Source organism: Streptomyces gobiensis (assembly GCF_021216675.1).
In the GTDB taxonomy this organism is placed as follows: domain Bacteria; phylum Actinomycetota; class Actinomycetes; order Streptomycetales; family Streptomycetaceae; genus Streptomyces; species Streptomyces gobiensis.
The window spans coordinates 2,263,310-2,288,801 of the sequence record NZ_CP086120.1 but is presented as its reverse complement, the minus strand read 5'-3'; the positions used below and the strand labels follow the sequence as shown (position 1 = coordinate 2,288,801).

General features: G+C 68.4%; 24 protein-coding genes and 2 pseudogenes. 13 read left to right on the top strand and 13 right to left on the bottom strand.

From position 1 onward, the window contains the following. Nucleotides 1-287 precede the first annotated feature (287 nt). From test1122_RS10435 to test1122_RS10425, 3 genes are all read left to right on the top strand, one after another. Nucleotides 288-1,727: an alanine/glycine:cation symporter family protein gene (locus test1122_RS10435; RefSeq protein WP_232268890.1), complete on the top strand. Its 1,440-nt coding sequence runs from the start codon at nt 288-290 to the stop codon at nt 1,725-1,727. A gap of 142 nt (nt 1,728-1,869) precedes the next feature. Then, nucleotides 1,870-2,379, top strand: a complete 510-nt coding sequence (locus test1122_RS10430) for an ArsR/SmtB family transcription factor (RefSeq protein WP_232268889.1) — start codon at nt 1,870-1,872, stop codon at nt 2,377-2,379. A gap of 46 nt (nt 2,380-2,425) precedes the next feature. Then, entirely contained in the window at nt 2,426-3,439 is a 1,014-nt protein-coding gene (locus test1122_RS10425) for a M23 family metallopeptidase (RefSeq protein WP_232268888.1), read from the top strand. Between the two features lie 21 nt (nt 3,440-3,460). On the opposite strand, the gene murQ is transcribed toward test1122_RS10425, so the two are convergent. Beyond that, nucleotides 3,461-4,393, bottom strand: a complete 933-nt coding sequence (gene murQ / locus test1122_RS10420; protein ID WP_232268887.1) for an N-acetylmuramic acid 6-phosphate etherase — start codon at nt 4,391-4,393, stop codon at nt 3,461-3,463. Nucleotides 4,394-4,415: 22 nt separating this feature from the next. Then, nucleotides 4,416-5,384: a MurR/RpiR family transcriptional regulator gene (locus tag test1122_RS10415; RefSeq protein WP_232268886.1), complete on the bottom strand. Its 969-nt coding sequence runs from the start codon at nt 5,382-5,384 to the stop codon at nt 4,416-4,418. A gap of 48 nt (nt 5,385-5,432) precedes the next feature. Between test1122_RS10415 and test1122_RS10410 the strand changes: the two genes are divergently transcribed. Continuing rightward, nucleotides 5,433-5,795, top strand: coding sequence for a hypothetical protein (locus test1122_RS10410; protein ID WP_232268885.1), 363 nt, complete (start codon nt 5,433-5,435; stop codon nt 5,793-5,795). Then, a complete protein-coding gene (locus tag test1122_RS10405) occupies nt 5,792-6,064 on the top strand; it encodes a DUF4031 domain-containing protein (protein WP_232268884.1) in 273 nt (90 codons plus the stop codon). Before test1122_RS10410 ends, test1122_RS10405 begins: the two co-directional genes overlap by 4 nt. On the opposite strand, the gene test1122_RS10400 is transcribed toward test1122_RS10405, so the two are convergent. From test1122_RS10400 to test1122_RS10390, 3 genes are read right to left on the bottom strand one after another with little or no spacing between them, the layout of a single operon-like run. Then, on the bottom strand, nt 6,015-6,785 hold the full coding sequence (locus test1122_RS10400) for a 2OG-Fe dioxygenase family protein (RefSeq protein ID WP_232268883.1): 771 nt from the start codon (nt 6,783-6,785) through the stop codon (nt 6,015-6,017). The genes test1122_RS10405 and test1122_RS10400 overlap by 50 nt on opposite strands. Nucleotides 6,786-6,829: 44 nt before the next feature. Beyond that, nucleotides 6,830-7,393, bottom strand: a complete 564-nt coding sequence (locus test1122_RS10395; protein WP_232268882.1) for a TIGR03086 family metal-binding protein — start codon at nt 7,391-7,393, stop codon at nt 6,830-6,832. Between the two features lie 5 nt (nt 7,394-7,398). Continuing rightward, a complete protein-coding gene (locus test1122_RS10390) occupies nt 7,399-8,046 on the bottom strand; it encodes an HD domain-containing protein (RefSeq protein WP_232268881.1) in 648 nt (215 codons plus the stop codon). 58 nt (nt 8,047-8,104) lie between these two features. On the opposite strand from test1122_RS10390, the gene test1122_RS10385 reads away from it, so the two are divergent. Further along, entirely contained in the window at nt 8,105-8,806 is a 702-nt protein-coding gene (locus tag test1122_RS10385; RefSeq protein ID WP_232268880.1) for a copper homeostasis protein CutC, read from the top strand. Here the strand turns inward: test1122_RS10385 and test1122_RS10380 are convergent. Then, complete coding sequence (locus test1122_RS10380; protein ID WP_232268879.1) at nt 8,803-9,015, bottom strand: hypothetical protein; 213 nt, start codon at nt 9,013-9,015, stop codon at nt 8,803-8,805. The genes test1122_RS10385 and test1122_RS10380 overlap by 4 nt on opposite strands. Before the next feature lie 182 nt (nt 9,016-9,197). On the opposite strand from test1122_RS10380, the gene test1122_RS10375 reads away from it, so the two are divergent. Beyond that, entirely contained in the window at nt 9,198-11,243 is a 2,046-nt protein-coding gene (locus tag test1122_RS10375; RefSeq protein ID WP_232268878.1) for a HelD family protein, read from the top strand. Nucleotides 11,244-11,506: 263 nt separating this feature from the next. Here the strand turns inward: test1122_RS10375 and test1122_RS10370 are convergent, their stop codons facing one another. The 3 genes from test1122_RS10370 to test1122_RS10360 form a co-directional block, all read right to left on the bottom strand. Further along, complete coding sequence (locus test1122_RS10370; protein ID WP_232268877.1) at nt 11,507-11,704, bottom strand: DUF397 domain-containing protein; 198 nt, start codon at nt 11,702-11,704, stop codon at nt 11,507-11,509. A 210-nt stretch (nt 11,705-11,914) separates the two neighbouring features. After that, on the bottom strand, nt 11,915-12,112 hold the full coding sequence (locus test1122_RS10365) for a DUF397 domain-containing protein (RefSeq protein ID WP_232268876.1): 198 nt from the start codon (nt 12,110-12,112) through the stop codon (nt 11,915-11,917). After that, nucleotides 12,109-12,933, bottom strand: a complete 825-nt coding sequence (locus tag test1122_RS10360) for a helix-turn-helix domain-containing protein (protein WP_232268875.1) — start codon at nt 12,931-12,933, stop codon at nt 12,109-12,111. Before test1122_RS10360 ends, test1122_RS10365 begins: the two co-directional genes overlap by 4 nt. A 249-nt stretch (nt 12,934-13,182) precedes the next feature. On the opposite strand from test1122_RS10360, the gene test1122_RS10355 reads away from it, so the two are divergent. Beyond that, nucleotides 13,183-13,578 carry a hypothetical protein gene (locus tag test1122_RS10355; RefSeq protein WP_232268874.1) on the top strand — a complete coding sequence of 132 codons (396 nt, stop codon included), beginning with the start codon at nt 13,183-13,185 and terminating at the stop codon, nt 13,576-13,578. 897 nt (nt 13,579-14,475) lie between these two features. Here the strand turns inward: test1122_RS10355 and test1122_RS10350 are convergent. After that, complete coding sequence (locus test1122_RS10350) at nt 14,476-15,033, bottom strand: TetR/AcrR family transcriptional regulator (protein WP_232268873.1); 558 nt, start codon at nt 15,031-15,033, stop codon at nt 14,476-14,478. Between the two features lie 94 nt (nt 15,034-15,127). Here test1122_RS10350 and test1122_RS10345 point away from each other — a divergent pair, with 94 nt between their 5' ends. Continuing rightward, nucleotides 15,128-15,736 (top strand): DUF2867 domain-containing protein, encoded by a 609-nt coding sequence (locus test1122_RS10345; RefSeq protein ID WP_232268872.1) that lies wholly within the window; start codon nt 15,128-15,130, stop codon nt 15,734-15,736. 69 nt (nt 15,737-15,805) lie between these two features. Here test1122_RS10345 and test1122_RS10340 read toward each other — a convergent pair. Next, nucleotides 15,806-16,613, bottom strand: a pseudogene (locus tag test1122_RS10340) (IS5 family transposase). 400 nt (nt 16,614-17,013) lie between these two features. On the opposite strand from test1122_RS10340, the gene test1122_RS10335 reads away from it, so the two are divergent. The 4 genes from test1122_RS10335 to test1122_RS10320 all read left to right on the top strand — a co-directional run bounded on the left by test1122_RS10335 (nt 17,014) and on the right by test1122_RS10320 (nt 22,158). Next, a complete protein-coding gene (locus tag test1122_RS10335) occupies nt 17,014-17,244 on the top strand; it encodes a hypothetical protein (RefSeq protein WP_232268871.1) in 231 nt (76 codons plus the stop codon). Nucleotides 17,245-17,431: 187 nt separating this feature from the next. After that, the gene (locus test1122_RS10330) at nt 17,432-18,154 is read left to right on the top strand and encodes a hypothetical protein (protein WP_232268870.1); all 723 of its coding nucleotides are present in this window, start codon (nt 17,432-17,434) and stop codon (nt 18,152-18,154) included. 12 nt (nt 18,155-18,166) lie between these two features. Continuing rightward, complete coding sequence (locus test1122_RS10325; RefSeq protein WP_232268869.1) at nt 18,167-21,640, top strand: CHAT domain-containing protein; 3,474 nt, start codon at nt 18,167-18,169, stop codon at nt 21,638-21,640. Beyond that, complete coding sequence (locus tag test1122_RS10320) at nt 21,637-22,158, top strand: hypothetical protein (protein ID WP_232268868.1); 522 nt, start codon at nt 21,637-21,639, stop codon at nt 22,156-22,158. The genes test1122_RS10325 and test1122_RS10320 overlap by 4 nt, the downstream gene beginning before the upstream one ends. 703 nt (nt 22,159-22,861) lie before the next feature. Here the strand turns inward: test1122_RS10320 and test1122_RS10315 are convergent. Together test1122_RS10315 and test1122_RS10310 are read right to left on the bottom strand one after the other, a co-directional pair. Beyond that, nucleotides 22,862-23,670 (bottom strand): annotated as a pseudogene (locus test1122_RS10315) (IS5 family transposase); the annotation flags it as partial. 177 nt (nt 23,671-23,847) lie between these two features. Then, nucleotides 23,848-25,485 (bottom strand): DNA repair helicase XPB, encoded by a 1,638-nt coding sequence (locus tag test1122_RS10310; RefSeq protein ID WP_232268867.1) that lies wholly within the window; start codon nt 25,483-25,485, stop codon nt 23,848-23,850. Nucleotides 25,486-25,492: the final 7 nt, after the last annotated feature.

The following is a 25,492-nucleotide window of genomic DNA, read 5'->3' as shown; positions in this document are numbered from 1 at the left end:
CGCCCCGGGACCCGGGTCTGGACAAGACCCCACCGAGTCACGCTGACCCTGAGTGAAGGTGCCGCGCATCGGCGTGTTCAGTCGTCTCGCGGTGTGAGATTCAGCACGGCCTTTGTGTCTATTCAGCGCCAAAGGACCCTGGTTAACCTCCGGGGAGCTTTAACGGGAGACCTTCTTCCGCGGCCGACCGCAGTACCCGTACGAGACCCGTACAAGCGCCGTCTGAGCCGAGCACAACCCGACTCACAAGGACGGGACGTACTACACGCATGAACACGCTGGACTCCATGATCGTTGAAATCAACGATCATTTTTGGACGTATCTGCTGATTCCGCTGGTCGTTGTCGCGGGTCTCTATTTCACTTTCCGCTCCAAGGCGGTGCAGCTGCGGCTCATCCCGGATATGTTCCGGGTCTTCAAGGACAAGCCGAAGGACGGCGTCAGCCCCTTCGGCGCCTTCACCATCTCCGCCGCCGCCCGTATCGGTACCGGCAATATCGCGGGTGTGGCTGCCGCCATCACCCTCGGCGGCGCGGGCGCGGTCTTCTGGATGTGGGTCATGGCGATCGTCGGCGGCGCCTCCGCGTTCGTGGAGTCGGTGCTCGCCCAGCTCTACAAGGCACGCGGCAAGGAGAAGGGCACCTACCGGGGCGGTCCCGCCTACTACATGGAGCGCGCCCTCGGAAAGCGCTGGCTCGGCGTCCTCTTCGCCGTCCTGATCACCCTCACCTTCGGGCTCGTCCTCACCGCCGTGCAGTCCAACACCATCACGGTGACCGCCAAGGGCTCGCTGGGCGGCAGCGCGGACGCCGACTGGTTCACTCCGGTCCTCGGCCTCGCGCTGGCCATCATGCTCGCGCTGGCCGTGTTCTTCGGCGTCAAGCGGATCGCCAAGGTCACCACCACGCTGATCCCGGTGATGGCCACCATCTATCTGCTGCTCGGCCTGATCGTGGTGGTCCTCAACGTCACCGAGATCCCCCGGATGCTCGGCGACATCATCGGCGGCGCCTTCGGTCTCCGCGAGGTCGCGGGCGGCGCCATCGGCACCGCGATCCTGCAGGGCGTACGGCGCGGCATGTTCTCCAACGAGGCCGGTATGGGCTCGGCCCCCAACGCCTCCGCCGCCGCCGAGACCACCCACCCGGTCAAGCAGGGCCTCGTACAGACCGTCGGCGTCTACTTCGACACGCTGATCATCTGCACCATGACCGCCTTCGTCATCCTCAGCGCCAACCCCTCGCTCGCGGAGCGCGGTGGCGCGGATGTCACTCAGTCGGCGTTCAACCACACCCTGGGCGGCTGGGCCGGTCATGTGCTGACGCTGGTGGTCTTTATGGTCGCCTTCAGCTCCATGATCGGTAACTACTACTACGGCGAGTCCAACATCGAGTTCATCACCAAGAGCAAGTCGGTGATGACCGGATACCGCGCTGCCGTCCTGGCCTGCGCCGTCCTCGGTGCGATGGGCTCGGTGAGCATCGTCTGGAACCTCGCCGACATCACGATGGGCGCGATGGTCCTGGTCAACCTGCTGGCGATCCTGCCGCTCTCGGTGATCGCCTTCAAGCTGCTGGACGACTATGTGGCCCAGCGCCGGGCCGGTCTCGACCCGGTCTTCACCCGGGACCGCGTCCCGGGCCTGAAGGGCGAAATCGAGTGCTGGGAGCCGACCGGCACGGAGCCGTCGCCGGAGAAGACTCCGGCCACGTCCGCAGCCCACTGACCGGTCGGCGACCGACCGGCTCATGAGCGCCGAGGGCGGCACCCCTGACGGAGGGGTGCCGCCTTCGGCGCTGATCCCATGGCGAGACGCTCATTCCCCCGAAACCACTTGCGTGAAGTACGTAATTACGTAAATTTGAGACATGGAGCTTGAGGAGCGTGTCGCGGAGTTGGAGCGCCGCATGGCGTCGCTCGAGGGGGCGGACCGCGACGGAGGCCGCACTGCTTACCCGGTGGACGCGGACTTCTGGGCGCTGGAGGGCCTGAAGGCGAAGCTTGCCGAGACGGGGGCCGTCGACGGCGGTGTGCTGTTCACCGGGGCGGTCCGGTTGCCGACGGATGAGCGGTACGAGTGGCAGTACGGCCTGCCCACCGACGCGCTGCTCGACGCGGACTGGTCGGATGCCGCGGAGTCCTTCGCGGCGCTGGGGCACTCCGTACGGATGCGTCTGCTCCACGAGATCCTTGGCGGCCGCCGCACCGTTGCCGAGCTGACCGCGCTTGAAGGGCTCGGTACGACCGGGCAGATCTACCACCATCTGCGTCAACTGACCTCCGCGGGCTGGCTGCACACCGCGGGGCGGGGCCGTTACGAGGTCCCTGCGGCACGGGTGGTGCCGCTGCTGGTGGTCCTGGCCGCGTCCCGGCCCTGAACACGAAAGCCCTAATACGTACCACGCGCGATTACTGGGGGAGTCCATGCGCAAAATGTCCATGGTCGTGGCCCGCTGGGGCTTGGTGGTGTTCTTCGCACAGCTCGTGGCGAAGTTCTTCTTCGACCTCTCCTGGTTGTGGACCTTGATTCCGCTCGGGCTGGCGATGGCCCTGACGGCGGTGGGGAACTGGGCGCCCACCGCACCCGGTGTCCCGCGCCGGGGCAATGTCTTCAAGGCCCTTTCCTACTGCTGCTGGGCGGCGTTCTTCGCCCTCTTCGCGGCAGGCTTCTACGTCGATGTCCCCTACTGGTGGGGCTGGGTCCCCTTGGGGCTGGCGATCGCCCTCGGGGCCGTAGCGAGCCAGCAGCCCACGGCGCCCGCTGCCGGTGAGCCCGGTGCCCCGCAGCCCGTCGAGGTCGCCCCACCGGTCACCGGCCGCTGGTCCGCGCTCAACAGCCCGGCCGACAAGGTCCCCAGCCACGGCACCCATGGCTGCGGCCAGGCGTACGCCATCGACATCGTGGCGGAGCCGGAAGGACAGACCCGGCCCGGCTTCGGCTGGTGGCCCATCGCCCGCCGCAACCGTGACTTCCCGGCCTTCGGCGCCCCGCTCCTGGCCGTCGCCGACGCCACCGTCGTGCGTGCCGTTGACAGCCAGCGCGACCACCTCAGCCGCAACTCATTTCCCGCCCTGCTCTACCTCTTCCTCGTCGAGGCGCTGTTCCGGCAGATGGGCGGCCCGGGCCGGGTCTTCGGCAACCGCGTCATCCTTGACCTGGGCGACGGCACCTACGCCGCGTACGCCCATGTCCAGCGGGGCTCGCTGGCCGTCCGCGAGGGCGACCGGGTGCGCGCGGGCCAACTCCTGGGCCGCTGTGGAAACTCCGGCAACTCGACCGAACCGCATGTGCACTTCCAGCTCATGGACAGCCCGGACCTGGATGTGGCCCGTGGGGTCCCCTTCTCCTGGCGCGGAGCCGGTGTGCCCGTCGGCGGCGAGGTCTTCACGGTGGGCGAAGCCACGCTGGCGCTGAGCGGGAAGCCACTGACCGGCTGACCGGCTGGCTGACGGGGTGGTTTACGGGGTCTTCTGGGCGGACCGGAGGGCGGCGCGGAGGTGGCCGTGGGAATCGTCCAGCAGCTGGGCGGCGGTGGGGGCGTCGACTTGGGTGAGGAGGGTGAGGATGGCGTTCTTGACCTCGCCGTTGGTGGCGGTCAGGGCCGCCTCGATCTCGCTGTCACTCGCGCCTGTCGCCAGGGCGACGATGCGGTGGGAGCGGGCCCGTAGCTTCTCGTTGGAGGCTCGGACGTCGACCATCAGGTTTCCGTAGGTCTTGCCCAGGCGGATCATGGTGATGGTGGAGAGCATGTTCAGGACGAGCTTCTGGGCGGTGCCCGCCTTGAGCCGGGTGGAGCCGGTGATCAGCTCGGGGCCCACCACGACCTCGATGCCGTGCTCGGCGGCGGCGCCGAGTGCCGAACCGGCGTTGCAGGACAGGCCGATGGTGAGGGCGCCCAGCGTGCGGGCGTGTTCCACGGCGCCGATGGCATAGGGGGTGCGGCCGGAGGCCGAGACGCCGACGACCGTGTCATCGGCGGTCAGGGTCAGCCGGTCGAGGTCGGCGGCCGCCAGGTCCTTGCGGTCCTCGGCGCCCTCGACCGCCGTGACCATCGCGGCGGGGCCGCCCGCGATCAGGCCGACGACCTCGCAGGGGTCGGTGTTGAAGGTCGGCGGGCACTCGCTGGCGTCCAGTACGCCGAGCCGCCCCGCGGTACCGGCACCCGCGTAGATCAGCCGGCCGCCACGGCCCATCCGTTCGGCGGCGGCGTCGATCGCGGTGGCGATCTGGGGGAGCCCGGCGGCGATGGCGGTGGGCACGGAGGTGTCCTCACCGTTCATCAGCCGGGCGATTTCCAGGGTGGGGAGCTGGTCGATGTCGGCGAGTTCGGGGCGGAACGCCTCGGTCGTCAGCGTGTCGAGCTGCGCGCGCAGCTCGCTGGGGGTGGTCATGGTGGCGCGGCTCTCCGGGCGGTCAGCGGGTCTGGCGGGGCGAGTGGCGGTGTGCGAGCGCTTCGTAGGAGGCCGAGAGGGCGGGCGCGGCCGTCTCGTAGGTGCGCTGGGCTACGCCGACGAAGAGGCAGTCCACGACCAGGAGCTGGCTGGTACGGCTCGACATGGCAGCCGGGCGCAGCTCGCTCTCCCGGGCGGTTGAGGTGGTCAGGACATGATCGGCGTACTGCGCTATCTCGCCGTCCGGGTGGCCGGTGATGGCGACGGTGGTGGCGCCATGGTCGAAGGCGACCCGCAGCGGCTCTATGACGTCGACGGTACGGCCGGAGTGGGTGATGGCGAGGGCGACATCGCCGGCACACAGCTGGACGGCGTTGGTGACGGCGAGGTGCGGGTCGCAGTGCGCGTGGGCGACCAGGCCGATCCGTAGCAGCTTCTGGACGAGGTCCTGGCCGACCAGGCCGGAGGCGCCGACGCCGTATACGTCGATCCGGCGCGCGGCGGACAGGGCGCTCACGGCCGCTTCCACCTGGGCCGGATCAAGCCCGGCGGCGGTGTCGGCGAGGGTCTGCCGTTCATCGAGAGCGAGCTTGGCGATGACGTCGGGGATCGGATCGTCGACGGCGATATCGGCGGTGACGGCGGGGGCCGCGCCGGACGCCTGCTGGGCGGCGAGTCCGGCGAGCGCGAGCCGCAGATCGCGGTATCCGGGGTAGCCGAGGACGCGTGAGGTGCGTACGACGGTGGCCTCGCTGGTACCGGTGCGCTCCGCAAGTCCGGTGACGGTGAGGGCCGAGCAGCCCGCGGGGTCCTTGGCGACGGTCTCGGCGACGCGCTGCATGGAGCGGGTCATGGAGGGCGCCAGGGTCCGTACCTTCGCCGCGAGTGCGCCGGGGCCGGGCGGGGTGGGCGGAGCCGGCCGGGCCGGCCGGGCCGGGCGGGACGGCGCCGGGGCCGACTGGGTGAAACTTTCCTTCGCTCGGTTCCTCACTCCAGGGAAGTTATTTCCGGGCGTGCGGCTCGTCAAGACTTTGGTCCAATGGCTGTTATGGACCTTGAACAGGCACTGCACACCGCCCGGGCGCTGATCCTCGCCGATCTGACGGCGGACGATGTGGCGGAGGCCGATATCGTCTCCCTGGTCGAGGACGCCGTCGCGCACCGGCGCTGGTGGGTGCAGCAGTGGCCGGAGGGTGCGGCGTTTGTGGCCGGTCTGATCGCCCAGGATGTGCAGGACGCGCTGCTGGACCGCTACGGGCGATGGCCGGTGTGCCCGCTGTGCGGCGACACCGACCCGCACGCGCTGGAGATCGAGCCGGAGCTGGGGGAGGACCCGTACTGGGTCTGTATGAAGAAGGCTACGGCGGTGGCGCCGCTGGGCGGGCTGGGGGCGCACACATGACGGTGTACATCGACCCGCCGGCGTGGCCGGGGCATGGGCGCATGTGGTCGCATCTGGTCAGCGATGTCTCCTACGACGAACTGCACGCCTTCGCGGCGCTGCTGGGGTCACCACGCCGCGCCTTCGACGGCGACCACTACGACGTACCGTCGACGCGTTACGCGGAAGCGGTACGGCTGGGGGCGGTGGAGGTCGGCAGCAAGGAGCTGGTCCGCCGTCTCACGGCTGCCGGGCTGCGCCGTCCGAAGGGCCGCGCCCGCCCGGCGTAAGCGGCATAAAGTCCACCAGCATCATGTCGCGTACGCCGATGGACAGCTCCGGGCCCGGCTCGATGGGCGAGACGCCGTGGAAGACCCGGCGGTCATCAATGATGATCGTCTCGAATGGCTCCAGCAGCGTCGTACGGAAAAGCGGCTCGCGCTCACGGTCATAGAGCCGGGACTCACCGCCCACCACATTGTCGCGGCGCATCAGCACCTGCGCCACGAAGTGGTGCCCGTCCTCATGGATGCCCTCGGGCGCGGGCAGCCCGGTCTCGTCCCGGCTGGCGAGGATACGTATCTGGTGAACCCCGATGCTCCCTGCGGCCCGGTCGAAGTCGCCGGGCAGCTCGTCCAGCAGCGCCAGAACCAGCGAACGCAGCACCCCGGACCGGGCGGTCTCCTCCTCCATCGGGGCGAACTCCCGGGCCACACCACCGTGCAGCGGATTCACCTCAGTGGACTGCCGGAATGCTCCATGCACGGTCCTGACGAGTGAATTCCCGGCAAACCGGAATGCGCTGTAGCGACGCCGCCGGTACGTCGCCGCGTCTTTCATAAAACGGTCCACGGGAAGGCCGGCCCAGGATTCGGTCAGCGATTTCAGCTCCCTTTCGGAGTGCTCGGCCAGTGCTCCCCTGACCGTATCCGCGGGCAGGTGGACATAGGGGCGTAACATCTCGCGCTGTCCCTTTCCAGGCGTGCTGAGTTGCGGTTGATTCTCAGTCATCTCCGCTGAGCGTACGTGGTGTCCGGGCGCGGGTCCCACGCTGCTTACGGCTGACGTCCCAGCAGTGCCACCAGCTTGTCCTGAGCCTTCACCGGTTCCCGCACCGGCACCGGCGGGGCGAAGATCCCCATGCCCTGCCAGGCGTTGGCCTGGGGTGCGACCTTGTCGTAGACCGCGGCGGCCAGCTCTTCATCCAGCCGGGAGTCGGCGCCGATGCCGCGCGCCAGATCCCAGGCGTGCACGGTGAGGTCGGAGGTCATCTGCCATGCGTACTCTTCCGCCGGGGTCGGGCCACCGCTGGTGTCCACCGTCCCTTCCAGGGCATGCGGGTCGTGGAACGCGGCGTGTGACGCCGTGGCGGCCTGCTCCCAGGCCGCGACGGGATCGTCCCCGAGTACATCGCCTTCGAATCTGTCGCCGACCTCCATCACAGTGGCACCCCGCAGCAGCCATGGGGCCCATAGATGTTCGCTGACCAGGTGGTTGACCAGGTCCCGTACCGTCCACTCCGTGCAGGGGGTGGGGGCCGACCACTGCCCGTCCGTCACTTGGTGTACCCGGCGGTCGAATTCGGCCTGTGCCCGGTCGAAAGCCTCAATCAGTTCCATACCTGTCAGGCTGTCAGCAACTCCAGCTCCGTGGTGAGATTGCGGCGCGCGGTGTGTTCCCAGTGCCGCTGGCCGTAGGGGGTGCGAAAGAGCCGGGGCAGGCCCAGGAGCTGGCGCAGCACCGCCGCGCGGCCCGGCAGGAAGAGCTCGTCCGGGACGAAGGCGTACTCCTCACGGACCGCCGCCGCGTAGGTGGCGTACTCCTCCGGCGTCCCGGCCAGCACCGCCAGGTCGGCGTCGCAGAGCACTTCGCCGTTGGTGTCGCCCTCGGCGGGGTTATGAGTGACGGTGAGCCGGACCAGCCGGGCGACCTCGGCGGTACGGTCCGTGGGAACCCCGGCCTGGGTGAGCGCGCGTTCGGCCAGCGCCGCACTGCGTTCCTCGTTCTCGCTGCGGTCCGGGCGGTAGACCGCGTCATGGAACCAGGCGGCGAGCAGGACCGCGTCGGGGTCCGCCGCGTGCGCGGCGAGCTCCGCGATGTGGTCCAGCACCGTGATGAGGTGCTCGGTGGTGTGGTAGCGGCGCTGCGGTTCGGCCCAGCGGGCGAGGAGATCACGTCCGTATGGTGCCGGGTCGGGCTCGCGCACGCCGCCCCGGGCGCTGTCCAGGAGCGTGTTCCAGCGGGGGAGCAGGGCTGCTGAGTGGTCGGCCATGGCGACAATTGTCGTATGCAGCTTCCCGCTGTGCCGAGGGTGTGGCACTCTTTGCTATATGTCTAGACCAATTCTCGAGGTGATCGCACTCACCGCGGAGGACGCGATCGCGGCGCGGGCCGGAGGGGCGGATCGCCTCGAACTGGTCACCGATATGGCAGCGGAGGGGCTCACTCCCGCACGGGAGACCTTCGCGGCGGTACGGGCGGCGGTGGACATCCCCATCCGGGTCATGCTGCGGCCGGCCGGCGGCTTCTCGGCGGGCGACGCCCGGACGCTCGACGCACTGCGCGCACAGGCCCAGCTGCTACGCGCCGAGGGCGCCGACGAGTTCGTACTCGGCTTCCTGGATGAGGCCGGGCAACCGGATCTGACGGCGATCGGTGCGCTACTGGACGTGATCTACGGGTGCCGGTGGACGTTCCACCGCGCCATCGACCGGGCCTCGGACCGGGGCGGGCTGCGCAAGGCGCTCGCGGAGCTGCCGGGACTCGATACGTATCTGACCGCCGGTGCGTCGTCCGGTGTCGACGCCGGGCTCGCCGTGCTGCGGACCGAGGCGGCCCGTTCGGCCGCGGGGGAGCCGGGATACGGCGCCCGGATTCTCGTCGGCGGTGGCCTGCGGCTGGAGCACACCGCGCAGCTGCGGACCGCACGGATCGACGCGTTCCACATCGGCGGCGCGGCGCGGCCCCACGGCTGGGACGCGCCCGTCGACGCGAACGCGGTACGCGTCTGGCGCACGGCGCTGAGCTGCTAGCGGAGCTGGCGGACGCGGTGGAACACGCCGCGGTCCTCGTCGGTCTGCCCGAGGATGACGACGCTGAACGCGGCGCCCGCGAAGACGCGGATGGCACGCAGCGCGTTACCGAGCAGATGGCGTGGGTGGGCGTGGGCGGGGCCGATGGCGGTCGCACCCCGGCCCCGGCCCTGCCCACCCGCGGCGGGGGTGATCGATGCGGCACTCATATATCCAGGATGGATTTCAACCGTTCGGAGCACATCAGCCCCAGGGCCGATTCCCCGGCCGGTGCCCTTCAGCCTCGGGGGCTACGGCGTCCCCTACGGGTCGGAAAACCAGTCGCCGGCCTCCTCCTCCGTCAGTACACTCGCCCGTCTTGCCGCGTTCGCACCATGCCGGAGGACATGTCGTGCCCGCCTCACACCCCCTAGACAGCGAGCCCCTCGACGACGAGCGCGCCCACCTCACCGCGTCCCGCGCCGCGCTGCGTGCCATGCGCGCGGACGCCGAAGCCCTCGACATCCGCGATGTCACCGCGAACTGGGTGAACGCCGAAGTCCTCCAAGCCGAGATCGACAACCGGATCAAGGCGCTCGCGGACCTGGCGCACACCCCGCTCTTCTTCGGCCGCATCGACTACCAGGGACACCCAGGACAGCAAGGCGACGCCCAGTACTACATCGGCCGCCGCCACGTCCATGACGCCGACGGCGACCCGATGGTCATCGACTGGCGCGCCCCCGTCTCGCAGCCCTTCTACCGCGCCTCCAAACGCGACCCGCAGCACGTCGCCCTGCGCCGCCGCTTCGGCTATACGGGCGGCGAGCTCACCGCCTACGAGGACGAACACCTCACCGACCCCGCGGAGGCCGATCAGGCCAGCGCCCTGCTGCAGAGCGAGATCGAACGCCCCCGCGTCGGCCCGATGCGGGACATCGTGGCCACGATCCAGCCCGAGCAGGACGAGATCGTCCGCGCCGGGGCCGATGGCACGGTCTGCGTCCAGGGCGCCCCCGGCACCGGCAAGACGGCGGTCGGTCTGCACCGGGTCGCGTATCTGCTCTACGCCCACCGCGAGCGACTGGCCCGCACCGGCACCCTGGTCATCGGCCCGAACCGGTCCTTCCTCCACTACATCGAGCAAGTACTCCCCGCCCTGGGAGAGCTGGAGGTCAAGCAGAGCACCGTCGCCGAACTGGTCGCGCATGTCCCCGTAGGCGGCACGGATGACGCCGAGACGGCCCGTATCAAGGGCGACGTCCGGATGGCCGAGGTGCTGCGCCGCGCGGTCCGCTCCGGCGTCACCATGCCCACCGAGCCCTGTGTCGTCGTACGCGGCTCGCGCCGCTGGCGTATCCCCGCCCATGAACTCACCGAGATCACCGAGGAGCTGCTGTCCCGCCATATCCGCTATGGCGCGGCACGGGACGCGCTCCCCCAGCGCATCGCACACGCCGTGCTCATCCGGATGGAACAGTCCGGGGAGGCGCCGGATGACCGCGTCCAGGACGCGGTGGCCCGCAACTCCGCCGTCAAGGCGGCGGTAAAGGCGATCTGGCCCGCCGTCGATCCGGTGAAGCTGGTGCTCCGCCTCCTGACCGACGCGGACTTCCTGGCGGAGCAGGCCGAGGGTCTCCTCACCCCCGACGAGCAGAAGGCGATCCTGTGGATCAAGCCCCCGCGCGGGGTGAAGTCCGCGAAGTGGTCGGCGGCCGACACGGTGCTGATCGATGAGGCCGCGGATCTGGTGAGCCGGACTCACTCGCTCGGCCATGTCGTCCTGGACGAGGCGCAGGACCTGTCGCCGATGCAGTACCGGGCGGTGGGGCGCCGCTGCACCACGGGCTCCGCGACGATCCTGGGCGATCTGGCCCAGGGCACGACGCCCTGGGCGACCGCGAGCTGGGCGGAGGCCCTGGAGCACCTGGGCAAGCCGGACGCGGCGGTCGAGGAGCTTACGCAGGGCTTCCGTGTCCCCCGCGAGGTCATCGCCTACGCCTCCCGGCTGCTTCCGGCGATCGCGCCGGGCCTCACCCCGGCGACCTCCATCCGGGAGTCACCGGGGGACTTCTCGGTACGGTCCGTGGCCGCCGCGGACCTCAACGCCGCCGTACTGGACGCCTGCCGGGCCGCGCTGCGCCGGGAGGGCTCCATCGGCCTGATCGCGGCCGACGCCCGGATTCCTGCCCTCGCCGCGGCCCTGGACGCGGCGGGGCTCGCGTATCTCGCCCCCGGCGAGGAAACGTCAGCCGAGTCCCGGCTGACGCTGGTCCCGGCCACGCTGGCCAAGGGCCTGGAGTACGACTACGTAGTCCTCGACGAACCCGCCGCCATCGTGGACGGCGAACCGGACGACCGCACCGGCCTGCGCCGCCTCTACGTCGCCCTCACCCGTGCGGTCTCCGGCCTCACGATCATCCACGCCGCCCCCCTCCCACCCGAACTCAACACCTGACCGGCCCAGTTGCCACGCCCCTTCCCAGCTGTACCGCCATGCGGCTCCGCCGCGTGGCGGGGTCCGCTCAATCGACGGTCAATGTCTGGCAACAGCTTCGGGTTCTTCCGCCAGAGTGTGCGCACCAACAATGCCGCTCCCGTGCCCGATGGCGGTACCAAGCCCGCGAATGTGTTCCACCGTGATACCCGGTTGAAGCGTCAGGTCTTCGCCCCTGTACCGGTCACCTCTCGCCGGTACAGGGGTGCTCTTCGCTGTCTGCGCTAGTTCCTCATGTGCTCGATGAACACTGCCCAAGACGCGGCAGGGACAACTATGACCGGGCCACCCGCACGCTTGCTGTCCCGTACCGGCACGACGCCGGGGAAGCCGTCGGCGACTTCGAGGCAGTCGCCGTTATTCATCCCGCTGTAGGTGGACTTGCGCCACTGGGCCGACTCTAGGTCGGGAGTATTGGTCACCGGTAACCCTCCGCATAATCTTGGATAAGTGCCAGCGATTCGCATTCAGGCAGTGCAATACCACGTGCCATATCGAAGTGCTGTGTAAGTTCTACAACTCGTTTGGGGGACTCTACCAACTCCCCTGATCCGAATGATTCCACGTAGGCGAGCGTCGCCCCCTGTACCGGTCACCTCTCGCCGGTACAGGGGTGCTCTTCGCTGTCTGCGCTAGTTCCTCACGTGCTCGATGAACGCGGCCCAAGACGCGGCAGGGACCACCAGGACCGGGCCCCCGGGACGCTTGGAGTCACGCACAGGCACGACGCCGGGGAAGTCGTCGGCAACCTCTAGGCAATCGCCGTTGTTGACTCCGCTGTAGGTGGACTTACGCCACTCTGCCGTTTTGAGGTCGGGAAGTATGCTCATACGTATTCTTCCTTCAGGTACTTTCTGATGAGATCTAGGGACTCTCTTTCTGGCAGTGCCTGTGAGCGTGCCAGATCAAACCTTTGAGTCAGGCTAGTCACCCGCTTAGGAGATTCGACCAGTTCGCCAGCCCCGAAGGATTCGAGATAGGCGGAGGTTTCCCCGTCCCCCATGGTCAGCAGAGTCAAGGACCCTTCTAGCATGGGGTGCTCTCCGCGATCAAACGGGTAAACCTGCACCGTAATGGCCGGATTACTCGCGGCCTGCAATAAATGATCGAGCTGTTCCCTCATGCTTTCTTTGCTGCCAACGATCCGCTTTAGGGCTGATTCGTCAATGATTGCCCAGAAAAGAGGGGTTTCGCCGTCCCGGTCGAAGATGCGCTGACGTGCCATTCGGGCCGCTACCGCTTCATCAATCGCGCTGGAAGGGGTGAGCGGTTGAGCCGCCGTGAACAGTGCCCGTGCGTATGCTTCGGTCTGCAACAGCCCGGGAATCACGCTGGATGTCGACACCTGAATACGGTCGGCTACCGACTCTTTGTCGATAGTTCTGCGGCTGTACTCCTGAATGCTCCCCTCACGCGCCAACGCCAACAGATCGGTGAGCAGGCCGCCCGTACCGAACCGCTTGTCCAGTGCTTCGGTGAGGGCGTCGCTGGGCAATTGGTTGCCGGTCTCGACCCTGCCCAGGTAGCTGTGGTTGTACGTCGTCTCTGCCGCCAAGTCACGCAATGACAGGCCCTCTTGCTCCCTGAGCCTACGGACTCCAGAACCTAGCGCCAGTCGTGGTGTCAGCCGCTCCTCATGGTCGTCTGGCATACGCACTCCGCCCCTGTCTCCAGTGCCCGTTGGATACGCGCCGTACCTGTCGTCCGCCTACCCCCATCGTTGATGCTCGTAACGGTCTTATTCACTCAACCCACTGGAACGGTGCGGCACATGGGAAGCACGGCAGCAGCCGTGACTGCCCGTGGTGTCGTCCGTGCTTGCCTCACAACCGCAAAAGAAACCCCCGCGACGGTGCGAACGTCCGGGGGCGCGGCCAACAACTGTGTAGGAGCTGCTGACATGACCAACCGTATCTTGCATGCGGTCGAGCGGGCACTGAGCCCCGTACTACTCGCCATCCTGGCGGTGGTGCTACCGGCAAAGGGGAAGCGGCGCTGCTCCGCCCCGACGCTGGACACGCCCCGGCCGGTAGCCACCCCCCACCGGCAGAGCGTGTCGCCCCTGCCGCGTCACAAGAGCCCGTACGCGGAAGACGCGGCGGCTGACGCCGCCGGAAGGGCACCCCTTCCCGCAGGAAGCCCCGCACGCCCGTACTGTCCAGCGTCGTACTGGCGTGGGGAGCCCCTCCCAGAACGGACCATCCAGCGGGCACGCCGATCCGCCCTGGTCGCCGCCTACTACTGGGGCATGGATCTGGACCGCCGCGACATCCACGCCATGGGCGGTGCGCGATGACAGCGGCCCACTGCGGTTCCCGCCCCCCGGCATATACCGGCGCCGCCGCATGCGTGCTCCCCATCGGCCACGATGGCTGGCATCACCAGGACGCGGCCGGACAGCGATGGTTTGGCACTGCGGAACTGGCCGAAGCGCTCGCCGTAGACCTTGCTGCCGATGCGCTACGGGGACTCTTCAGCGGACCGGACGCGGCGGAAGCCGAGCATGGAAAGACAAATGACACCGCACCGACCAGGGAATTTCGTTCCGGCTGCGGCCACCTGGTAGATCCCTGCCCCGCCCACCGGCCCGGTTCGAGCTCCGGCACTTCGGCCGGTAGGCACCGCGTTCCGTGCATCCTCGGTCGCGGCCACCAGGCACTGCACCGGGACGCGTACGGGCTTCGGTGGGTCGACCGTGACGCGCGGAACACAGACGCGCTAGCCGCCGCCGCACCCATGCCCCGCGACCTGTACCGCTCCTATGAATGCCGGATCGGAACCCACCGGCAGTGCCAGGAAGCGGAAGAACGCACAAGCGCCGTTGAGGGCGTGTGCTACGAGCCGTGCCGCTGCCAGTGCCACTGGGGCACCGCATACGCCACGCCCCACGGTAAGGAGGGGATGCGGTGACGCGGTTCGGCGGCGGCTGGGCGCTCGCCAATGTGGCCGCCTCCGGTTTCGGGAAGGGGCTGGGCTAAGCGGTCTCGGTGAAGTCAACTTCCTGTTGGCATAGGAGCCTTGGCGAGAAGTGGTGATGATGCCGAAGATCCTGACAGTGGAGTTGACGTCCGAGCAGCAGGCCGAGGTGTGCCGAGCTCAACGACATCGAGCACGTCTGGCGCTCGGCCAAGTACGAGGACTACCCCGACAGCGAACCCGTATTCGAGGACAGCAGCGGACTTCACCGGGCCGCTTAGCCCAACAACCGGTTCCTGACCGTGGCGAGGACTTCCGTGCGGCTGCGCGGGCCGTTGTCGGCTGCAATGAGGTGGTCGCCGATGCGCAGTGAGAAGGTGATCAGGCAGCGGGCCTCGACATCGCCCTCGTCGGGACAGAAGGCCCCGTAGAGCTCGCGCAGATAGTCCATGCGCCGGTTGTCGGCCCGGCGGAGGCAACGCGCGACGCCTTCGTCGCGCCGGGCCCAGTCGCGGATCGCGAGCTCGACCCCGGCGCTGGTCACGGGCGTCTCGCCCGACCCCACGAAGTCGAAGAGACGCCCGAGCCGCTCGCGGGCGTCGCCCCCGTCGTTCTCGATCCGCTCGATGACATCCTCGGTGACCCCGCGCTCCCAGGTGCCGAGCATCTCCTCCAGCAGGGCGGCGCGGTTGCGGAAGTAGCCGTAGAAACCGCCCTTGCTGACGCCGAGCGCCTGGGCGAGGACCTCCACCCGGACAGCCTCGGGGCCGCCGGCGGCGAGCGCCCGCAGCCCCTCCTCGATCCACTTGTCCCGCGGCGTACGGATCGCGCCCATGCCGTGTCTCCCCTCACATGCCCCAGCCAAGTATACGGAGCCGTATAGATGGGACTACGCTCTCTATACGCCACCGTATAGACAGGGGTCTGCCATGAGCGGTCTGCGCCTTCCCTCAACCGACCACACGTCCCGCCCCTGGCGGATCCACGAGATCGCCGGCGACTTCCGGCTCGAGGATCTGTGGGCGCTGCCGACGCCGGGCGGCCCGGACGACCTGCACCACCTGGTCCAGCAGATGGCGGACGGCAAGGACGGTCCGCACGGCGGCAACCCCGTGGGCCGCTTCCTTTTCGCGGTGCGCTGGAAGCTCGGCGCGCTGCTCGGCTGGGACAAGCCGGACTCGGGCGTCGGCGGCCGGGTGGCGACGCTGCGCGACCGGCTGCCGGACGACCTGCGCGAGGGGCCGCGGGGGCCCGACCTCAGCGCGGCGCCCTTCACATCAGTCTTCCAGACACACGACGAGTGGGCCGCCGAGTACGCCAACAAGACCATGCACGGGGTGATGCACATCGGCTGGGTCTCCGACGGGAACGGCGGCTACCGCGGCCAGATGGCCGTCCTGGTGAAGCCCAACGGCCGCCTCGGCTCCCTGTACATGCTCGGCATCAAACCTTTCCGGTACCTGGGGGTGTACCCGGCCCTGATGCGATCGATCGGCCGGGAGTGGCGAGAGAACACGGCCCGCCGAATGGCACGCTGACCCGCCAACCCACCTGCGTCCAAGGATCAGCACGAACTTCACCAAAACCGCTTAGAGCTCGCAACAGGATCATGAATTGGTCTTCTTGAGGCGTCTCCAGCAGATGAGGCTGCAGGCGAGGGAGACGAAGGCGTCGTGCAGATCGAGGCGCCTCTCCCAGCGGATGGCCAGGCGCTTGAAGTGGTGCAGAAGCGAGAAGGTCTGCTCGACCACGTAGCGAAGCTTGCCCAGTCCCTGGATGTTCGGGGAGCCCTTGCGGGAGATCGCCGGCAGGATCCGTCGCTTGCGGAGTTCGCGCCGATTGGGGTTGGAGTCGTATCCCTTGTCGCCGAGCAGAGCCTCGGGCCGACGGCGAGGGCGGCCGGGCCGTCCGGCAACGGGCGGGATGCCGTCGACCAGGACCAGGGTCTGGTGACATCGTTGACGTTCGCCGCCGTGGTGATGACCTTGAGCGGGGTACCCTTGCCGTCGCAGATCAGATGGTGCTTACTGCCCGTCTTCCCACGGTCGACCGGTGACGGACCGGTCCCGGCACCCCCTTTTTCGCCCGGATGTGCGAGGCGTCCAGGCAAGCCCTCGACCAGTCCAGCTCGCCTGCCGCGTGCAGCTTGGAGAGCAGGATGCGGTGCAGCTGGTCGAAAACGCCGGCCTCGTGCCACCGGCCCAGCCGCCGCCAGCACGTCTGCCCGGAGCCGAACCCCAGCTCCGGCGGCAGCAGTTGCCAGGCGATGTCGTTGTAGAGCACGTACAAGATGCCCTGCAGACACAACCGATCGTCCACCGGCTTGGGCCCCGGCGCCTTCTCCGGCCAGGGCGGCAGCAGCGGTTCGATCAGACCCCACAAGTCGTCGTCCACGATCCACGGCCGAGCACTCACACCCTCCCGAACGGCCGAATCCTCACACCGGTCACGCCCAGCCAGCACACTGCGCGCCCGCGAGCAACTGTCGATCACCTGGTCAGGCCGTCCCAGCCATTTCCCAGAGCCTCGCGCATCTGGCTGAAGAGAGTCGAGCGGGACCGGTATCCGACCGTGGGCCCACACGCCGCCGAGGTGAGTCTGCGGCCGTCTGCACCTCGGGGCTGGCGCGACAGCTCCGAACCTGCCTCGGACCAGGACCGCGGAGATTATCCGTGCGTCCTCGTCGAGGGCGTCCGCCGCCGTTATGGAAATCACCGGCGGGCGCCCTCGACGAGGAGCAGCGTGCCCTGGTGCCCCGTCGTTACCTCTGGCCGCGGTATTGATTGAGGTGATCCCCCCGAAGATCGATGACGCCGTGCCGACATGGACCCTGTCCCGGCTGCGCGTCGAGCCGGTCCCCCGGGCCATCGCCCAGTCAGCTGTCACTTTGCTGCGTACGGCAGGACTGCACGGTCATGAATACGCCATCGACACCACGCTCCGGGCCACCGCCCGCCCTGGCCGCAACACCATCCTGAGGGGAGATATCGAGGACATCGCCATCTCACCGCCGACCACATGCGCGCAACCATCCGGCATGCCGTAGACGTCGCGTCGTGGTACCGACATTCGTATCTGCTGCGGCGACGGGCTGCTCCATTTGTACTGTTTGCTGACCCGGGAAAATGAAACGGACCGTTTCCCCAGGTAGGAAAATGGCAATGATCTGCTGGGAAAACCGAGGGGGCGACCGATGGCCGAAGTGTGGGACAACAGACCGTCGCGCGCAGGACATGGTGGATCAGGTGCGAGAAGCGGCAGCCGTCCCTGAACGCGGAGGCGAGGACATCCTGCCCGCGTCGCCGGGCAGCGAGGCGGGTTACCGCTTCATGAGCGCCCAAGAGAAAGTTCGCACCGGATCGTATCCGAACCTCACGATCACCTCATACGGCGCACAACTCCTCTCCGCCAACCGCAATGAGAAGAAGCGCCTGGAAGCGCGGCGGATGCAGCCGCAACGGAGCGTGCAGCGGGCCGCCGACACCGCGCAGCGCTGCCTGGACGACGTTGCCGAGTGCTGCCTCGATGCACGGTACCGCGACACGGCCCAGCAGAGCAGACTCGTCGCCGCCGCGCCGGACCTGGCCGATCCGATTCGTCGGCTGTTCGCCACCCGTTCGGACATGCTCGCGGCTGATCGACGTCTGTGCGCGCTGGCCTTTTCGACACCGACAGGGTGTGTATGCGGCCGTCGTCGCCGAGAGGCCACCGAACCGCAACTCCTGACACGGGGTACCACCCCGACACGGCGAGGCAGGCCCGCCCCAGTCGAGGGGCTGCCGTTCTGGCTGACGGCTGGAGACCGCTCGGGGCTATTGCCCAGGGTGTCTCGGCCACTGGCTACTACGGAACTGGTGGCCAGGGGGCGGGTTTGCACATTCCGTCCGCGGCGCGGACCGGCGCAACCGATCATCAGGTGGGGCTGCGGACCGGTCAGGCCGCGGCCGCCGGAATAGAGAGGGGCGGTTGTGACGGAACATGGTAAGCGGAATCACCGGTCGGCCACAGGCCTGGTGCCCTGCCCGCACTGCACCATCCCGATGGCGCCGCCCGAGGCGGTGACCGAACTGACCTTTCCGGACGATGTCTCGCGTCTGGACGCGTTCGTCCGCGGGGTCCTCAACACGGTTCAGCACCTGTGCGGGAGGCGGGTCATCGCGCCGGACCCGGTGCGGGTGCTGCGGCCGGACGCCTGCACCGCGGTGGTCATCGGTGCGTTCGCGCCCGCGCCCGCGGGTTGGACGGTGATCCGTGTCGACGACCTGTCCGCCGTGCAGGCCGTCGTGAACGCCTGGATAGTAGACGAGGGCAACACCCTGCTAGAAGAAATGCAGGCCCAGCGCGTCGACTTCTGTGCCGTCCCGCCGGTGCGGCTGCTGGCTCTGTCACTCTGGGCGCATTCTCTGGAAACGGCATCTGCGGACCTGCCCCTGGAGGAGTCGCCGGAGTACGCTCGTCAGCTCGCCACCTTGATCACGTCCGCCGTAATTGAGGCACTCGCTGAGGACACTGCACGTCGGTCCGCCCCGCACGAGCTGTCAGATGTCCTGCGCGTCCGTATACCAGCCAGCTGCCTTACCCCCGAAGTCCTCGCCGAGCTGGCTGAGCGCTGCTCGGACCGACTGCCCTTCGGCGAGCCCGACATGCTGACTCGGATACCACCCCTGTGGCGGACCGAGTACAGCAACGCCGCGGCATACGCCCTCGCCGGTGTGGCCAACCCCCGTTCCGACCGGTGGGCCACGATGCTGGCCGGGCTGTGGCTGCTGCGGGAACGTAGCGGTGTCGCTATCGACGAGCAGTTCTTCCTGACCAGTCCGGTTCTGACCGCGACTGTTAAGTTCGAGGAGTTGTTCATCGTCGCGGTATCGATGTTCTTTCCCGACGGACAGCCGAGGCTGGCCGAACTGCCATCCTTACGGGACCTGTTCGCCGGGCTGATGGCACACGCCGGATTCCGGGACGCGTTCCGGGAACGGCTGCTGCGTCTTCAGCTCACGCTCGTCGCCCACAGCAATACCCGGCACACGCCCACCGAGATCGCCGAGAACACTCGGCTGGCCATGGCGGCTTCGGGCGTGGATCCCGACGAGGTGGGCCGGGCCATGGCGGACATGGCGAAGCTCCTGGTGGCCAGCAGCCAGGAGCCGACCGCGGTGGTAGAGACCTTCTACCACCACGCGCAGGAGCATCTACCGAGCAGAGGGCTCGCCATGTTCGTCGCGCGATGCGGTGGGTGGCTGGCCGATATCGGGCAGAACCGCCTCGCCGCAGCCATGGTCGACGCACTCCTAGACGGCGATGACCTCGATCTGGCCGCCGACCGGCCGAAGGAACGCGCCTACCTGATGAACCAGATCGGTAACGTTCTTCACGGGGCCGGCCGGCCCCAGGTTGCCCTCGATGCCTACGAACTCGCCATGGACGCCTGCGCGATGCTGCCGGAGGCAGAGAGCCACCTCCCCGCCATCCGGGACAACATCGCGAGGGTGTTGAGGGAACTCGGTCGCCTGAGCGAGGCGCAGGCGATCCTCGAGGCCGAGGTCGACACCGCGCCGGAGGACGCCGGTCTGCGGCACTCGGTCGCACTGTTCTGCGAGCAGGTGGGCGACCTGGAGGGTGCGCTCACACATCTCGCTGCCGCCCTGGCGGTCAACGGCGACGTGCATCCCACCACCCTGCTGGGCTGCCTGCTCACCCGCAGCAACGTGCTACGGGCGATGGGGCACCACGACGAGGCCCTGCGCTCGGTGCTGGCCGCCGACCGGGCGGAGCTCGCCTCGAATCCGCAGGAGAAGCTGGGACTGGCGGCAGCGGCCCTGCGGATTCGTCCTGCGGACGCGGCACTCGTGGCCTTTCAGGAGGAGTGTCGCGACCGACTGCTCGGCCAGCCGGACCAGCTGGCCGCCGCCGATCCCGGCATCCGCCAGGCAGTGGCGACCGAACGGGTGAACGAGGCGCTGCAGGAAGGCAATCATGCCGCCGCCCGTTCAGCGTTGGAAACCCTCTTCCCCACGGTGACCGACCCGGCGAGGTCTGTCGCGGAGGTGAGTCTACTCTGGGCGCGGGTGCTCGCCGCAGAGCCCGACGGGGACCCCTGGCCCTGGCTGCGGCACTGCATCCGCGCACTCGACGCCCGCATCCCGACAGGGGTGGATGGCCCGTACGCCATGGGGCACGTCGCCTTCCTCCGCGATCTGATCGACGCGGCTCTCGCGTTGGCGGCTGATATCGGCGGTGAGCCCTGCGATCTGATGGCAGTGTACGAACTCGCCAATGGTAGGGAGTTGGACGCGCACCGGGGGGTCGCCACTCCTGACGATGTGGTGGCCGACATACGGGCGCGAGGCGACGGCCACGATGTCGTCGCCATCCTTGACGGTGAGCACCAACTGACGCTCGTCGCTGTTCCCGCTGCACGGCAGCGGCCCGCAACGGTCACCACGGTGCGGGCCGACGCTGCGGAGGTGGCGCACGCGGTCGACGAAGTACTGCGCTTGAACACGGCCAACCCCGTGGCCCCTCACTGGGTTGACCATCGCATGAAACGGTGGTGGGCTCTGGCCGATCGTCTCGCCGTCGCCGTGCGCGAACTCGTAACACCCGGCAACGGGCTGGTCCTGCTCCCTGGTCGCCGGCTGGCCGCCGCGCCCCTGCACGCGGTCGGCTGGCCGCAGCAATCGCTGGTCGAGGACGGGCCGGTGACTATCTGCCCCAACGCCCGTGTTTACTGCTCCGCGACCGCACCGCGTGAACGACGAAGCGGCACCGGCCTGGTCGCCGTGCCGAAAACCGGCGACCGACCGGAGTTCGTCGCGGCGCTGGACAAGACCGTCTCGTACGTCGCTGAACTCGTGTCCCGGCCGACCGTCCTGCAGAACACGGACGCCGACATCGACGGCGTCCTCGCTGTGGCCGCGGTATCGGACGAGGTCGTGCTGGTCTGCCACGGACTCGCCTCCGCCGGTGAGGGCCGCGGCCCGGCCATCTGCGTGGCCGCCGAAGGTCATCTGCCTCCACCAATGCTGCCCGTGAAGGAGGACGAAGTCCTGTCGGCCTTCGCTCTGGACTGGTCGAGCCTGATGCGGATCGATGCCGCGCCTTCCCTGATCGTCACTGTGGCCTGTTCGTCCGGCCGCTCGGTCACCGGACCTGGCGGTAGCCGTATCGGCCTGGAACAGGGCCATCTCAACCGTGGTGGACACGCCGTGATCAGCCCATTGTGGGACGTCCAGCAGGAACCGGCACTGCTCTGGCTGCGGGCCTTCTACGCCGCGCACGCGTCGGGTGAGACCCACGACCTCGCCACCGCGCACCGCGTCGCCACGCTGACCGTGGCTGAGAGGTACCCGCACCCCTTCGCCTGGGCGCCCTTCGTTCTGACGTCCCGCGCCGCTTCCACCGGACTCGGATGCCCGCCCACGAATGGAGAAACGACATGACCGAGAACCGATCCGACGCGACTGCCACGCTGTTGCAGCGCATCGCCCAGTCCGACGAGGCCGGTGTCCTGGAGGCGGTCCAGTTGCTGACCACCGCGCTCTTCGTCGAGGAGGAGGGGGCAAGCGGCCTGGACTCATCGGTGCTCAGCCAGCCTCTGGAGCACCGAGCCGACCTGCTGGCCCTCGCTCGCGTTGTGCTGTCGGTCGCCGCCCTGGAGGAAGCCACCGCGCCGCTGGTCGAGCAGTCTCTGGACGGCGCAGGACAGAAGCAGCTGGTCCTTGGCGGTGCTGAAATTCTGGCCATCGGTGTAGCTGTGAGCATGGTCGCCAAGCTCCTGTTCACCCGCGGACGCCGTGAAAAGCGGGAGAAGATCGACATCGAGCGCGGCTCAGACGGCTCAGAAAAGATTGTCATCGATCGGTGTGTCAGCTACGGCAGCTCCCGCGCGCTGACCAGCGCCGTGCGCACCCTGCTCAACGCCAACGAGCAGGGGGGCGACGGGAGCGATACTGCCTGAGTAGGGCCGGGGACTGGCGCGGTTGCCCCGTTTCCAGTCCCCGCCACTTCAAGTGAAGTAGGCCGCCGACGAGGTGCCCGTGGCGCGGGTCCTTCCCGAACGGTGCGGGCCAGTTTCCCGGCATACCACAGTGCCGCGACGATCTGGCCGACGAGTTCACCGTTGCTCAGCCGCCGACGAGCGCTGGTGCCGTCGATCAACACGTCCAGGTCGTCGACGCCCACGTCGTGCTTGAGCAGCTCCCTGGCGATGTGCGGGTGGCGTACGCCGACCACCCCCGCCCACCGGCGGACCCCGTCCAGGGACTGCTCCGCTTGCAGCCACCGACGGGTCAGCTCGGAAGCCTCCGGCCATGAACAGCCGGACGCGGCGATGTACTCGAACACCTGGCGGAACGCGGACGGGCGGACTGCGGCGGCGGGCCTGCGAGGACGTGTCGGCCTCCGCGGGCCCGGCACGTCTCCGAGGTCCAGGCCCTCGACACGGGCGATATCGGCGGCGGTCCGCGGACGCAGGGCACGGAGCGGGCATGTTGGCCGGGGGCGGCCGCTGTCTAGGAGCGGGCGGCTCGCCGCCGTCGATCAGGTAGCGGTAGACGGCCGCGAGGTCGGGATCGTCGAACATGAGATCCATGAGAAGCCTCCGTGGGTGCCCGAGTCCGGGCATGTGAAAGGCCCCGTCGGAAACCAATCCATACGGGCTCGTAACACGGTCGTGATCGATGCTTCTTGAGCCGTCGCCAGCAGATGAGGCTGCAGGCCAGGGAGACGATGGCGTCGTGGAGTTCGGTACGACGTTCCCAGCGGACGGCGAGGCGCTGGAACTGGTGGAGGAGAGCGAAGGTCTGCTCGACGACGCAGCAGAGCTTGCCCAAGCCCTCGATGTTCGGGGCACCCCTGCGGGAGATCACCGGCAGGATCCGGCGCTTGCGCAGTTCGCGGCGGTTCGGGTTGGAGTCGTAGCCCTTGTCGCCGAGCAGCGCCTCGGGGCGTCGGCGGGGCCGTCCTGGGCGGCCGGCGATGGGCGGGATGCCGTCGACTAGGGCGAGCGTCTGGGGCACGTCGTTGACGTTGGCCGCGGTAGTGATGACCTCGAAAGGGGTGCCGCGTCCATCGCAGATTAGGTGGTGCTTGCTGCCCGCCTTGCGCTGATCGACCGGCGACGGACCGGTGTCGGCTCCCCCTTTTCGCGCGGACGTGTGAGCCGTCGACGCACGCTCTGGACCAGCAGTTGGTCAGCGGCGTTCAGCTCGGCGAGCAGGATCCGGTGCAGCCGGTCGAAGACCCCGGCCTGCTGCCATCGCTCCAGCCGCCGCCAGCCAGTCTGCCCCGAGCCGAACCCCAGCTCCAGGGGCAGCAGTTGCCAGGCGATGTCGTTGTGCAGCACGTGCAGAACGCCCTGCAGGCAGAGCCGGTGCGACACCGGCCGCGGCCCCGGCGTCTTCTCGGGCCAGGGCGGCAGCAGCGGCTCGATCAGCGCCCACAAGTCATCGTCCACGATCCACGGCCGGATAGTCACACCATCCCGAACGGCCGAATCGTCACACCAGTCACGGCCAACCAGGGCCGTTCAACAAGATCGTGTTACAAGCTCTTAGGGGACTTCCTCCGGCGGCGACGGCGCCCAGCCACCGCCGCCGGATGAGGGGCCGAACCATGCGAGGGCTCCGTCCCCAAGGGGCGGGCGCCGTCAGCGAAGGTACTCATCGGCGTCGACGATCCGGTAGGCGTAGCCCTGTTCTGCCAGGAACCGCTGGCGGTGGGCCGCGAAGTCCTGGTCGATCGTGTCGCGGGCGACCACCGAGTAGAAGCGCGCCTCGTGCCCGTCCGCCTTCGGCCGGAGGACCCGGCCCAGTCGCTGGGCCTCCTCCTGGCGCGAGCCGAACGTCCCGGAGACCTGGATGGCGACCGTCGCCTCCGGCAGGTCGATCGAGAAGTTCGCGACCTTGGAGACGACGAGAACCGAGATCTCGCCCTCCCGGAAGGCCCCAAACAGCTTCTCCCGCTGCAGATTGCTCGTATCGCCCTTGATGACCGGCGCGTCAAGATGCTCACCCAGCTCGTCGAGCTGGTCGATGTACTGGCCGATAACCAGGGTCTGATCGCCCGCGTGCCGCCGTACCAGCGCCTCCGTCACCCGCTGCTTGGAGTCCGTCGTCGCGCAGAAGCGGTACTTCTCCTCCGTCTCGGCGGTCGCGTACGCGAGCCGTTCGGAGTCCGTCAGATTGACGCGGACCTCCACACAGTCCGCGGGAGCGATATACCCCTGCGACTCGATTTCCTTCCAGGGCGAATCAAACCGCTTCGGGCCGATGAGCGAGAAGACATCCGATTCCCGGCCGTCCTCCCGCACCAGGGTCGCGGTGAGGCCCAGCCGTCGGCGGGCCTGAAGGTCCGCGGTGAACTTGAAAACCGGGGCGGGGAGGAGATGAACCTCGTCGTAGAGGATCAGACCCCAGTCGCGGGAGTCGAAGAGTTCGAGATGCGGATAGATGCCCTTCCGTTTCGTCGTCAGCACCTGATACGTAGCGATGGTGACCGGCCGGATTTCCTTCCTTGTGCCGCTGTACTCACCGATCTCGTCCTCCGTCAGCGAAGTCCGCCGGACCAGCTCGTGCTTCCACTGCCGCGCCGAGACCGTATTCGTCACCAGGATGAGGGTCGTCGCCTTAGCCTCCGCCATCGCACCGGCCCCGACCAGCGTCTTACCGGCCCCGCACGGCAGCACCACCACACCCGAGCCGCCGTGCCAGAAGCTCTCGACCGCCTGCTTCTGGTATGGCCGCAGCGCCCAGCCCTGCTCCACCAGCTCAACCGGGTGCGCCTCGCCATCGACATACCCGGCCATGTCCTCAGCGGGCCAGCCCAGCTTCAGCAGCGCCTGCTTGATCTGACCCCGCTCGGAGGGATGCACGGCCACGGTGTCGGGTTCAATGCGGCTGCCGACCAGCGGTTTGATCCGCTTCGAACGAAGGATCTCCTCCAGTACCGGCCGGTCCGTCGTCTCCAGGACCAGCCCATGCACCGGGTGCTTGTGGAGCGTCAGCCGACCGTAGCGGGACATCGTCTCAGCGATATCGACGAGCAGCGCGTGCGGCACCGGATAGCGTGAGTAGCTGACCAGGGCGTCCACGACCTGTTCGGCGTCATGTCCCGCCGCCCGTGCGTTCCACAGCCCCAGCGGCGTCACCCGGTAGGTGTGGATGTGCTCGGGCGCACGCTCCAGTTCCGCGAACGGGGCGATGGAGCGACGGCATTCATCTGCCTGCTCATGGTCGACTTCGAGCAGCAGGGTCTTGTCGCTCTGGACAATAAGGGGGCCGTTCACGTGGTCT